Genomic DNA, 12588 nt, shown 5'->3' with positions numbered 1-12588 from the left:
CAGGCTTACGATTGAGCGATTTTCTCAATCGTAAGGTTATGGTTGGTATAAATGCACAAATCAGCGGCTACGGTAAGTCCTTCACGAACCATTTCTTCTGCCGTTAAATGCGCAGCATGTTTTTTCAAAGCCTGCGCTGCGGATAAGGCATAATTTCCCCCTGAGCCAATGGCTGCAATTCCGTTTTCCGGTTCTAAAACATCGCCCGTTCCGGATATCACCAGAATTTCTTCTTTATTGGCGGTGATCATCATCGCTTCCAGTTTTCTCAGGTAACGATCCGTACGCCAGTCTTTTGCCAGCTCGATGGCAGCACGTTTCATGTTGCCACCATATGCGTTTAGTTTTTCTTCAAAGCGTTCAAGAAGGGTAAAGGCATCAGCCGTAGATCCTGCAAACCCTACCAGGATTTTGCCGCCCATCAGGGTACGTATCTTTTTTACATTACTCTTGGCAACGGTATTTCCCATTGTCGCCTGCCCGTCCGCACCAAGCGATACGGTACCGTTGTGAAGTACACCAAGTACGGTGGTTGCATGTATTTTTTCCATATTCCCGTTATGAATTCTGAATGATTGTCTGCTTACACCGCAGAAAAATTTTATTCTCTCATTAAAACAAAAGTGCCAGGTTATAAAACCTGACACTTTTGACATGATTGTATTTTAAATTGAAATCATTTCGAAAAACTAGTTTAGATTTTGCAGGAAGTTTAAGATGGATTTGAGTTCCTGTCTAGAGTTCTCATTTTCAATGAGTCTTCTCTTTATCTCATCAGAATTAGTACCCATCTTTCCACCCATTCGATCCGTTTTTCGATCTAATCTTTCCGTTATCACATCTAATTTTTCAATAATTTTGCCTAATAATCCGGCAATTTTATCTAATCTTCCATCCATTTCGTCTAACCTTCTACTTATTTTAGCAATAAGCGGCTCGATCTGATTTAAGCGGTCTTCTGATTCCATAGCGTGTGTAATTATAATGATGGCCTTAAACCAACATGCTCATCGGCTCTTCCAATAGCTTCTTCACAGTATTCAGGAACTGAGCAGCAAGTGCTCCGTCAACAACACGGTGATCGGCAGAAAGTGTAACCTTCATGATGTTAGTAGGGTACACAGTTCCGTCTTCTTTGAAAGCAGCTACCTTCTTAATGCCACCAATGGCCAAAATACAAGAATCTGGCGGGTTGATGATCGCTGTGAATTCATCTACACCAAACATACCCAGGTTAGAAATCGAGAATGTATTTCCTTCCCAATCTTTAGGCTGCAATTTTTTATCTTTTGCTTTACCGGCAAAATCTTTTACTTCTGCCGAAATGGTAGAAAGATTTTTCTTGTCAGCATCACGGATTACCGGAACCAAAAGTCCTTCGTCAACCGCTACGGCAACACCGATATTAACATAATTGTATTTTCTGATTTTATCTCCCAACCATGCAGAGTTCACCGCAGGATGTTGTTTCAATGCAATCGCACAAGCTTTGATTACGAAGTCGTTGAAAGAAATTTTAGCCGGGCTAACTTCGTTCAATTGCGGACGTAACGCCATCGCTTTATCCATCACAATTTCCATGGTGACATAGAAATGCGGTGCGGTAAACAAGCTGTCGCTCAAACGACGTGCAATGGTTTTACGCATTTGTGAAACCGGCGTGTCGACGAAATCGCCGTTTGCAGGCGCAGCTGCTGCCTGTGCTTCTGGTTTCGCAGGTGCGGCTTCAGCAGCTTTCGCAGCAGGTGCAGCTTCTGTTTTCGCAGCTGGTTTGAATTCATCCACATCACGTTTCACGATACGGCCATTGTCACCGCTTCCTGCTACCTGATTGATGTTAATTCCCTTTTCATCAGCCAAACGACGTGCCAGAGGAGAAGCCTTGATACGGTCTCCTGCATCAGCAACCGAATTTGGTTTTTCAGCAACAACTTCTGTTGCAGCTTCCCTGGCAGCAGGTGCTGCTTCCGGCTCAGCTTCACCGTTTTCACGGGCTAGCAATGCTTCAACGTTCGATCCTTCTTCACCTATAACCGCGATAATTCCATCAACAGGAACTGCTTCGCCTTCTTTGATACCTACATAAAGCAAAGTACCATCTTCGTATGCTTCAAGTTCCATTGTGGCTTTGTCTGTTTCAACTTCCGCCAGAATATCTCCTGATTTTACTTTATCACCCACTTTTTTCTGCCAGGAAACCAAAGTTCCTTCTTCCATCGTATCGCTCATTTTGGGCATACGAACTACGGCAGCATTAATTTTTTCAGTAGATTTTGCTGGTGCAGCAGCAGGTTTTTCAGCCGCTGGTGCAGGAGTTTCTACAGGTGCAGCTTTGGCTTCTTCTTTTGCCTCCGCTTTTCCGTTTCCACCACCTTCTTCCAGTAATGATTTATAATCTTCGCCTTTTTCACCAACGATAGCCATAATCCCGTCAATAGGAACAGCATCGCCTTTTTTTACGCCTATATAAAGAAGAGTACCATCATAATACGATTCAAGATCCATAGTAGCTTTGTCGGTCTCGACTTCGGCTATAATTTCACCGGATTTGATTACATCACCAACTTGTTTGTGCCATTCTGCAATAACACCTTCTTCCATGGTGTCGCTCATCTTGGGCATACGGATTACTTCTGCCATATCGGTATTTGTCGTATTTTAGTTTCTTGGGTATTACAAATAGATTCGAGTCAAATTTACAACAAAAGGCTTACGAAGCACTTTCTTTTGTTATTAAATTATAACGCTGTATTCATTTTAATTAATCTTTAATACAGCCATAAATGCTTCCTGAGGTATTTCTACGTTACCAACCTGACGCATTCTTTTCTTTCCTTTTTTCTGCTTTTCAAGCAATTTACGTTTACGGGAAATATCACCACCGTAACATTTTGCCAATACGTCTTTACGCATGGCCTTCACGGTTTCACGGGCAATAATTTTCTGTCCGATAGCAGCCTGGATCGCGATTTCAAACATTTGTCTTGGTATCAGCTCGCGCAATTTCTCGCAAAGTTTTTTACCCCATTCGTAGGCTTTTGTCCTGTGAACAATGGCCGACAAGGCGTCAACCGGTTCACCGTTAAGCATTACGTCCAGTTTTACCATGTCCGATTCTTCGTATCCCGCCAAATCGTAATCCAGTGAAGCATAACCTTTAGAAATCGTTTTTAGTTTGTCAAAAAAGTCAAACACAACTTCTGCAAGCGGCAATCTGAATTGAAGCTCAACACGTTCCGCAGTCAGGTACACCTGGTTTTTCAGCATCCCACGTTTATCCATACAAAGCGTAAGGATCGGCCCGATATAATCAGATTTTGTGATAATCTGGGCATTGATATAAGGCTCTTCAATCCAGTTGATCAAGTTAGGCTCCGGCATTTCGGAAGGCGCACTGATGTTGATCAACTGATCTTTGGTATTCGTTATTCTAAACTGAACCGATGGAACGGTCGTGATCACCGTCATGTCAAATTCACGTTCCAAACGCTCCTGAACAATTTCCATGTGCAGCATACCGAGGAATCCGCAACGGAAGCCAAAGCCAAGTGCCGCAGATGTTTCAGGTTCCCAAACCAGGGCTGCGTCATTCAACTGAAGTTTTTCCATGGCATCGCGGAGTTCTTCAAATTCGGTGGTGTCAACGGGATAAATACCGGCAAATACCATCGGTTTTACTTCGGAGAAACCAACGATGGATTCAGAAGCCTGACGGTTTAAGTGCGTTATGGTATCACCCACTTTAACTTCTTTGGCAACTTTAATTCCAGAAATAAGATACCCTACATCACCACATTCAACCACCTGTTTTGGTATTTGTACAAGACCCAGCGTACCGATTTCATCGGCAAAATATTCCTTGCCGGTGTTCATGAACTTAACCTTATCACCTTTTTTGATACTTCCGTTTTTAATACGGAAAATTACCTCAATACCGCGGTAAGAGTTAAAAACCGAGTCAAAGATAAGGGCTTGTAAAGGAGCTTCCGGGTCACCAACCGGTGCAGGAACCCTTTCAATAATAGCGTCAAGGATTTCCTTGATGCCAATACCTTCTTTTCCACTGGCTGGAATGATATCATCACGGTCACAGCCTAAAAGATCAACCATTTCATCCTTGATTTCCTCAGGTCTTGCGCCTGGTAAATCCACTTTATTAAGGACCGGAATGATCGTCAGATTATGATTTATGGCAAGATATAAGTTGGAAATTGTCTGCGCTTCGGTTCCTTGTGATGCATCGACAAGCAGTAATGCACCCTCACAAGCTGCAATAGAACGGGAAACTTCGTAAGAAAAATCGACGTGTCCCGGCGTATCAATAAGGTTCAGTGTATATTCTTCCCCTTTGTAAAGATAAGTCATCTGGATCGCGTGGCTCTTGATCGTGATGCCGCGTTCGCGTTCCAGATCCATATTGTCAAGGAGCTGCGCCTGCATGTCGCGGTTGGATACCGTTTTGGTGAATTCTAACAAACGGTCCGCCAGCGTGCTTTTTCCGTGGTCAATATGGGCAATGATGCAAAAATTACGAATGTTCTTCATGAAATTAATTATATAGGCTGACAAAATTACACGCCTAAACTTTCAAATCCTACATTTCGCTAACCCACTGCATCATAAGTGCAGAAAGATAGCCCCCATAAGTCCCAATGGCATATCCCAGAATTGCCAATAATATTCCAACCGAGGCAAGGGAAGGGTGAAACGCCGCCGCGACCACAGATGCCGATGCTGATCCGCCCACATTGGCCTGGCTGGACACGGCTAAAAAGAAATAGGGGATTTTCAGCCACCGCGCGACCGCCACAATCGTTCCGGCATGAACCAGCATCCAGATGGCGCCAATTGCAAAAAGCCCTGGATTATCCGCAATCGAGCCTAAATCCATTTGCATCCCGATGGTGGCAACCAGTATATAAAGGAACACACTTCCCAGTTTTGAGGCCCCGGCATTTTCGAGTTTTCTTAGTGGTGTGAGGGAAAATATTATACCCATCAATGTGACCAATCCGGTGATCCAGAAAAAATTTGACGTAAGGCTGTACTTTTCAAGTGCCGGATAGTTGGTGGCCAGATAAGGCGTTATTTTTTCGGCCAGCCAATGCGCAAGTCCAGTGGCGCCAAGCCCCACGGCACACAGATAAATGTAGTCGCGTGTGGCGGGAATACGCTGGTTGGTTTGCTGAAATTCTTCCAGATGATTTTTTACTTCGTCGATCTGGCTGCTGTCTGCTTTCAGGAAATGGTCAATTTTTGTGGCAAAACCGGCACCGTAAATTAAAACGGCCATCCAGAGTTCAGCGGTAATGACATCAACGGCAACAATTTGCGAGAACAGTCGGTCGCTTGGTTTAAACACTTCCCGGAGCGCTGTTTGGTTTGCGCCTCCGCCAATCCAGCTTCCGGCAATGGTCGCCAATCCTCTCCAGATGGCATCAGGACCTTCACCCGCAACGGTTTCGGGACTGATCTTGCCGACCAGGAAAAGGGCAACAGGACCGCCGATGATGATGCTGCATGAGCCGACTAGCATCAGAATAACAGCCGACGGTCCCAGCTTTGCCAGTTGTTTCCAGTCCATTCCCAGGGTGAAAAGTACCAGACAGGCTGGTAAGAGATAACGGGATACGACCGGATAAAGCTGAGAGTCTGCGCCTTTTATGACGCCAAAAGAATTGAGAAGACCCGGAATAAAATAGCATAACAGCAAAGGTGGGAAAACGGAATAAAACTTTTGCCAGCCCTTTTTCGGAAGTGACGCCGTGTAAAATACCATGGCCAGGATGACCAGCAACAGCCCCAAAACAGAAGCGTCATTTTGTAACATAATCTTTCATTTGGTGGGTTTGCAGGAATTGAAAGCTCAAATATAGGAACTTAGGTTTGCCGCTGACAAAGTTGAATTATTTTAAAACACTGAAAAATGTAAAGTTAAAACAGACCGTGATATGCACGGAAAGGCTTTTATTGAGGTGTACGGCTATTATCTATAAATATTCAGAGTAAATCCAGTGGTTTTATGGGTTTTAGTAGCATTATAAGCATGTAAACACCTATTGCGTATTAAATGAATCCACAGTTACAAATGATAGCAGGCTCAGAAGAGAGGGGTTTTTTTGAAAAATATAACCGGTTAAACCGGTATTTCAGTATATCCATAGTTTTTATGCTATTGATTATTGTTTCTCATCGTTCATTTGCCCAAAACACCAATAAACTATCCGTAAGCGGAAAAGTAACAGACGACCAAAACAGTGCCGGTCTGGGTTACGCCAGCGTCCGTTTGTTTAATATTTCGGATAGCACTTTTATTACCGGCGGTATTACCGATGAAACGGGATCTTTTGTTATTGAAGTGAACGCGGGTAATTATTACGCGTTGTCGGAATTTATCGGATACAACGCCCGCAAAACTTCCGGCATAACTGTGTCTTCTAAAAACTCTCCGCTCAATATTGGGATAATTAAGTTGACGGCATCTACCAAAACTTTGAATGAAGTGGTGGTCCAGGGGGAGAAGAGCACCATGGAGCTGGCTTTGGATAAAAAAATATTCAATGTGGGAAAAGACCTGGCCAATGCGGGCGGAACGGGCGCAGATATTTTGACCAATATCCCGTCAGTAGCCGTGGATGTGGAAGGTAATGTAAGTTTAAGGGGAAGTAACAATGTACGTATATTGATCGACGGGAAACCTTCCGGACTGGTGAGTCTGAAAGGAGGCAGCGGTTTGCAGCAGTTGCAAGGCAGTATGATTGAGCGTGTTGAGATCATTACAAACCCTTCTGCCCGTTATGAGGCGGAGGGTATGGGAGGCATTATCAATATCGTTTTGAAGAAAGAAAGGAAAGAAGGTTTTAACGGTTCTTTTGATATCATTACCGGCCATCCGACAAATTTCGGAGCGGCGGCGAATGTGAATTACCGCCGGAAAAACCTGAATTTCTTCGTGAATTATACCGTTTCCTACCGCAATACGCCGGGGCGGAATTCGCAAAACCAGCAGCTGTTCCGCAATGATTCGACTTTCATCACGCTTAAAAATATGGAAAGTCATTTGAAGGGGCAAAACAACAGCGCGCGTGCCGGAATTGACTATTATTTTAACGATAAAAATGTATTAACCGGATCCTATACCTATCGTTTGAGTAAGGGAAAACGGTTTTCTGAGATTAACTACCGTGATTATTTATCGAATTTAAGCAATCTTCAAAGTACAACCTATCGGACGCAGGATGAAACCGAAACGGAGCCGAATTCTGAATATGCATTAAATTATAAGAAGACTTTCAAAAGAAAAGGGCAGGAGTTGACGGCTGACGTACGGTATCTGAACAACTGGGAAGATTCGGATCAGTATTATAACGAGAAGTCTTTCAAGCCGGATGGCAGTGCTTCGGATGTGCCGCCAACGTTGCAGCGCGCGGTTAATTATGAAACTGAAAAGCAGCTTTTGTTCCAGGTTGACTATGTGCACCCATTTGGCAAAAACGGAAAACTGGAAGCTGGGGCCAGGAGCAGTTCCCGCGATATGACCAATGACTACACGGTTACACAGAAAAATGACGATGGAAGTTTTACGCCGATTCCAGGGCTTACCAACGACTTTTTATATGAGGAAAATATCAATGCCGCTTATGGGATCATGGGGAATAAAACCAATAAATTGTCCTACCAGGTTGGGTTGCGCGCGGAATGGACGGGCGTGACAACAACTTTAAAGCAGACCAATGAGATCAACAAAAGGAAGTATGCCAATTTGTTTCCCAGCGTCCACGTGACCTACGATTTGCCGCGCCAGCATGCCCTTCAGTTGAGTTTCAGCAGACGTGTCCGCCGGCCTCAGTACAATGATTTAAGTCCGTTCATGACTTATAGTGACAATCGGAATTATTTTAGCGGGAACCCGGATCTTAATCCGGAATTTACCAATGCGTTTGAATTAGGGCATATTAAGTATGTGGAAAAGGGTTCAATCAGCTCTTCGGTGTATTATCGCCATACCAACGGCAAAATTATTAGTATCCGAAGGGTTGAAGAAAACGGGAATTCTTATACAAAACCTGAAAACCTGGGAACCGAAAATTCTTACGGGGCGGAATTTACGAGCTCTTATTCTTTCTATCAGTGGTGGAAAATGGATGGAAGCCTTAACTTTTTCCGGGCGATAACCAATGGCACGGGACTGGACGAAAGCTTTAAAAGCGATACATACAGCTGGTTTGTGCGGGCGACCTCCCGTTTTACGTTATGGAAAAATACCGATCTGCAATTCCGTGGAAACTATGAAGCCCCTCAGCAAACTCCGCAGGGAAGACGCAGGTCTCTGGCGACACTGGACCTGGCTGCAAGCCGCGACATTTTAAAAAACAACGGAACGCTGATACTGAGCATCACCGATGTTTTCAATTCCCGGAAATACCGGTCCATATTGGAGGGGGCAAATTTTTACACAACCACAAGCTCACAGGGAAGGTTAAGGCAGATAAATCTGACGCTGAACTATCGTTTACATCAGGCCAAGAAAAAGAAAGAATTGGTTGAGGGAGAGTATTAGGCCATATTTTGGGGTGACCAGATCTGGTTTTTTTGGGTGTCAAATTCGAATGTGTTCGAAATAAAGCTGTGTTAGCAATCGTTGATATTTAATTGCCGGTATTTTTTATTTCAAAATACACACATTTCGGTACCATTTGTGATGCATTCAAACTGATGCCTGGTAACTTGTCAGGTGAAAGATCAACGCAACGTTAAAAGAACTTAATAGGCTGATTATGAATGAAGGGGCGAGAAAATATATATTCCTGGCTGATGACGATGAGGACGATTGCCTTTTGTTCGAAGATGCGTTGCGGGAGGTAAGTGCTTCAACAGCGCTTACGATGGCCAATGACGGGGCAGAGCTTATGACCATTTTAGGCAAACTTGTCCCGCCGCCAGACGTAATATTTTTGGATCTGAATATGCCTAAGAAAAACGGATTCGAGTGTCTCGCGGAAATCCGAAGCTCAGAAAACCTGAAAGACATACCTGTGGTAATTTTTTCAACGACGGGAGAAGAGGGAACCATTGATCGTCTTTATGAGCAAGGTGCCAACTATTTTATTAAAAAGCCGGGCTCTTTCCCTAAACTAAAAATGGCTATCCAGCAGATTCTGGCTATTGACTGGACAAAAAATAACTTCAAAACTTTCAAAGAGAATTTCTATTTTCAATTTTAAAATCTCGCGATTGGCTGAATGTCAGTAGGTATTTATCGCTTATTCCTTATAGAGGGAAAATAGGATTGATGTATGGATTTACCCGAGCTGGATTTTGAGAGGGTCAAGGCAACGCACCTTTTATTTAAAACCAATCTGAGATCTATTTTATACGGTATTACCAGCGATGAAAAGTCGGTGGTTGATCACCGTGCGTGTGCGGTAGGGCAATGGATTTACGGTTACGCGCTTGAAAAATATGGAGATGTTCCGGAGATGCAGGATCTTGAAAGAGTCCATGAGAAGCTGCATCGGTATGGATTTGAGCTTGTTCGGTTATACAAACGAGGTGAAGTAGAACAAGCGCGGGAAGGATTGGCAACGATGGAATTGATTTCCAGCAATCTGATGACGCTGCTTTCGGTGGTGGAACTTAAACTGAAATCCGGGGCGGAAGGGAAAACACAAATTTCCGGTGGCCTGACAATTAACTATAAGGAATTGCTTCAATTGCATGACACGCTGCTGACACTTGATGAACGTATCAGGGTAGAAGCGGATAAAGCTAACGAGGCCAGAAAAAAGGCAGAGGAAAGCGAAAGTAAATTTCGTAATACCATGATGCAGGCGCCGGTGGGTATCACAATCCTCCGAGGCCCTGATTTGATGGTGGAAATGGCGAACGATACATATCTTCAGATCGTCGATCGGCTGGAATCTGAATTTGTAGGCCGACCCTTATTTGATTCTTTACCAGAAGTAAAAGCTGTCGTGAAACCGGTTATCGAGGGGGTATTGCAAACGGGTGTTCCTTATCACGGCAATGAGTTTGCGGTTACCCTGGTTCGGGCTGGTCGCCCGGAACAAGCGTATTTCAATTTTGTTTATCAGCCGCTCCTGGAAACCGATCTTTCGATCAGCGGTATTATCGTCGTGGCAACAGAAGTAACGCAGCAGGTCAGGGCTAAACATGCGTTGCAGCAAAGCGAAAATCAGTTCAGAAATCTGGTTACACAGTCGCCTTTTGCAAAAGCCGTTTTTGAAGGAGAGGATATGGTGATCACGATTGCCAATGAAACCATGCTCCGGGATTTGTGGAAAAGAGAATTACACGAGGTACAGGACAGGAAACTGCTGGATGTTTTTCCCGAACTGACAAATCAGAAATTCCCGAAAATATTACACGAAGTTTATACCAAAGGTGTTTCCCACAGGGAAAATGAGGCGGTTGCCTATGTGGAAAGCAGGACAGGTACGAAAAAACACTATCTGGATTTTCAGTATGCACCCCTGTTTGATCTGGAAGGAGCGGTGACAGGCGTATTGGTTTCGGTTAATGATGTAACCGAGAAAGTGGAGGCGCGGTTGCTGGTCAATGATGCTGTGGAGCGGTTAAGTCTCGCTACCGAGGGAACGCAGCTGGCAACCTGGGATCTTAATCTTGAAAACCGGCATCTCGTTTACACAGCACGCCTGAGCCAGTTGTTTGGACAGAACGAATCCAGGGTGCTTACACATCAAAATTTAAGAGATCAGATCCATCCCGACGACCGGGTAAATATTGTTGAAAAAGCCTTTGAAACTGCCTTGAAGACCGGCACTTATTTATATGAGGCACGGGTCATTCACCCCGATCATTCGGAACATTGGGTCAGGACGCATGGCAAAGTTATTTTTGATCAGGACCATAAGCCTTTGCGGATGCTCGGAACGATGATGGACATCACCCAGCAAAAGCGGACGGAGCGAATTATCGAGGAAAGTGAAAAACGGTACCGAGACCTTATTCAGGCATTGCCTGTTGCGGTTTATACTGTGGATGAAAACGGATTGATCAATCTTTTTAATGTGTCGGCGGTCAAATTGTGGGGGCGTGTACCGGAGCTCGGGAAAGAATTATGGTGTGGAGCATATGAGCTGTATACATTGGATGGCGTACTGCTTTCGCAGGAAAACTGTCCGATGGGGTTGGCTTTAAAGGAAAAACGCGCGCTGAATGTAGAGGCTTATGTGAAAAGGCCGGATGGAAATATCCGTCACGTGATCGAAAATGCGAAGCCGATTCTGGACAGCAGCGGAAATATCACGGGTGCTTTGAACGTGGTTATTGATATAACAGACAGGAGAGAGGCTGAGTTTGCCCTGCGTACCAGTGAAGGTAAATTCAGGACACTCGCTGATTCTATGCCGCAGTTTATATGGACGGGAGATACAGAAGGGAATCTGAATTATTACAACCAGTCGGTTTATAACTATTCCGGGCTGACTTATGAGCAGATTGAAAAAGACGGTTGGCTGCAAATTGTTCATCCTGATGATCGGGAAATGACGATCCGTTTCTGGAAAAGGGCGGTTATGATGAAAAATGATTTTATCTGCGAGCATCGTTTTCGTAAGGCTGACGGAGCATATCGCTGGCAATTAAGCCACGCCATTCCGCAGAAGGACGGCCATGAAATTATCCAAATGTGGGTGGGGACAAGTACGGATATTCACGACAGTAAGTTGTTTATTGACGCGCTGGAATCAAAAGTTCAGCAGCGGACGCGGGAACTTGTCGTGATCAATGATGAGCTTGTCAAAACGAATATTGAGTTGGGGCAGTTTGCGTATGTAGCCAGTCATGATTTACAGGAACCGCTCCGGAAAATACAGACTTTTTCCACCCGGATCATAGAGACGGAGAAGGATAATTTATCTGATCGGGGAAAGGACTATTTTAACCGTGTGCTGGCCGCGTCAACGCGGATGCAGCAGTTGATTGTTGACCTGCTGGCATTTTCAAGGGCCAACGCCGTAGAGCGCAATTTCGAACTAACCGACCTTAACAGTTTGTTGCATAATGTTACCGAGCAGCTTCAGGAAAGTATCCAGCAAAAAGGTGCAATAATCACGGCGTCCAAATTGCCCGAACTTCACGTGATTGTTTACCAGTTTGAACAGTTATTTACCAATCTGATCACTAACTTTTTGAAGTTTGCAAGCGCTGGCGTTCGTCCGGAAATGCGGATTACCTCCGGTTTTATTTCTGGAAACCTGATTGATGTTTCCGGGAGCATCGCGGATAAAAATTATCTTTATATCGCTTTTGAAGATAATGGTATCGGTTTTGATCCTCAGTTTAGAGACCGGATTTTTCAGATCTTCCAGCGCCTGCATAGTAAAAATTCGTATGAAGGAACGGGGATCGGGCTGGCTATTTGTAAGAAAATTGTCGACAATCACCAGGGATTGATCACCGCCATCGGCAAGCCGGGCGTGGGAGCTACATTTGTGATTTACTTCCCGCGCTGATTTTTTCGTACGTTATCGAAGTACAAAACATATTTTTCGACCTGGCTTTGAATGTGACAAAACCTCGTGTAATCTACCTCCGTTGGCTCTG

The 12588-nt window shown here is 44.4% G+C and carries 8 protein-coding genes; 3 read left to right on the top strand and 5 right to left on the bottom strand.

From position 1 onward, the window contains the following. Positions 1-5 precede the first annotated feature (5 nt). The 5 genes from hslV to RB622_RS26335 all read right to left on the bottom strand — a co-directional run bounded on the left by hslV (position 6) and on the right by RB622_RS26335 (position 5830). A complete protein-coding gene (gene hslV / locus RB622_RS26355; protein WP_308049777.1) occupies positions 6-551 on the bottom strand; it encodes an ATP-dependent protease subunit HslV in 546 nt (181 codons plus the stop codon). Between the two features lie 138 nt (positions 552-689). Beyond that, positions 690-968: a hypothetical protein gene (locus tag RB622_RS26350; protein WP_308049776.1), complete on the bottom strand. Its 279-nt coding sequence runs from the start codon at positions 966-968 to the stop codon at positions 690-692. A gap of 25 nt (positions 969-993) precedes the next feature. Next, positions 994-2640 carry a pyruvate dehydrogenase complex dihydrolipoamide acetyltransferase gene (locus tag RB622_RS26345; RefSeq protein ID WP_308049775.1) on the bottom strand — a complete coding sequence of 549 codons (1647 nt, stop codon included), beginning with the start codon at positions 2638-2640 and terminating at the stop codon, positions 994-996. A gap of 117 nt (positions 2641-2757) precedes the next feature. Then, positions 2758-4545 (bottom strand): translation elongation factor 4, encoded by a 1788-nt coding sequence (gene lepA / locus RB622_RS26340; RefSeq protein WP_308049774.1) that lies wholly within the window; start codon positions 4543-4545, stop codon positions 2758-2760. A gap of 49 nt (positions 4546-4594) precedes the next feature. Beyond that, positions 4595-5830 (bottom strand): DUF819 family protein, encoded by a 1236-nt coding sequence (locus tag RB622_RS26335; RefSeq protein WP_308049773.1) that lies wholly within the window; start codon positions 5828-5830, stop codon positions 4595-4597. Between the two features lie 339 nt (positions 5831-6169). On the opposite strand from RB622_RS26335, the gene RB622_RS26330 reads away from it, so the two are divergent. The 3 genes from RB622_RS26330 to RB622_RS26320 all read left to right on the top strand — a co-directional run bounded on the left by RB622_RS26330 (position 6170) and on the right by RB622_RS26320 (position 12497). Further along, on the top strand, positions 6170-8560 hold the full coding sequence (locus tag RB622_RS26330) for a TonB-dependent receptor domain-containing protein (RefSeq protein WP_308049772.1): 2391 nt from the start codon (positions 6170-6172) through the stop codon (positions 8558-8560). Between the two features lie 217 nt (positions 8561-8777). Next, positions 8778-9224 (top strand): response regulator, encoded by a 447-nt coding sequence (locus RB622_RS26325; RefSeq protein WP_308049771.1) that lies wholly within the window; start codon positions 8778-8780, stop codon positions 9222-9224. A gap of 72 nt (positions 9225-9296) precedes the next feature. Beyond that, positions 9297-12497: a PAS domain S-box protein gene (locus tag RB622_RS26320; protein ID WP_308049770.1), complete on the top strand. Its 3201-nt coding sequence runs from the start codon at positions 9297-9299 to the stop codon at positions 12495-12497. The last annotated feature ends 91 nt before the right edge of the window (positions 12498-12588 follow it).

This window comes from Dyadobacter sp. LHD-138, from assembly GCF_030929615.1.
Lineage (GTDB): Bacteria > Bacteroidota > Bacteroidia > Cytophagales > Spirosomataceae > Dyadobacter.
This window is presented reverse-complemented; position numbering and strand designations above follow the sequence as displayed.

Excerpts from the sequence above, each read along its gene's own strand:
- RB622_RS26320 (WP_308049770.1), top strand. The coding sequence starts at position 9,297 with ATGGATTTACCCGAGCTGGATTTTGAGAGGGTCAAGGCAACGCACCTT.
- RB622_RS26345 (WP_308049775.1), bottom strand. The coding sequence starts at position 2,640 with ATGGCAGAAGTAATCCGTATGCCCAAGATGAGCGACACCATGGAAGAA.
- hslV (WP_308049777.1), bottom strand. The coding sequence starts at position 551 with ATGGAAAAAATACATGCAACCACCGTACTTGGTGTACTTCACAACGGT.
- RB622_RS26350 (WP_308049776.1), bottom strand. The coding sequence starts at position 968 with ATGGAATCAGAAGACCGCTTAAATCAGATCGAGCCGCTTATTGCTAAA.
- RB622_RS26330 (WP_308049772.1), top strand. The coding sequence starts at position 6,170 with ATGCTATTGATTATTGTTTCTCATCGTTCATTTGCCCAAAACACCAAT.
- RB622_RS26335 (WP_308049773.1), bottom strand. The coding sequence starts at position 5,830 with ATGTTACAAAATGACGCTTCTGTTTTGGGGCTGTTGCTGGTCATCCTG.
- lepA (WP_308049774.1), bottom strand. The coding sequence starts at position 4,545 with ATGAAGAACATTCGTAATTTTTGCATCATTGCCCATATTGACCACGGA.
- RB622_RS26325 (WP_308049771.1), top strand. The coding sequence starts at position 8,778 with ATGAATGAAGGGGCGAGAAAATATATATTCCTGGCTGATGACGATGAG.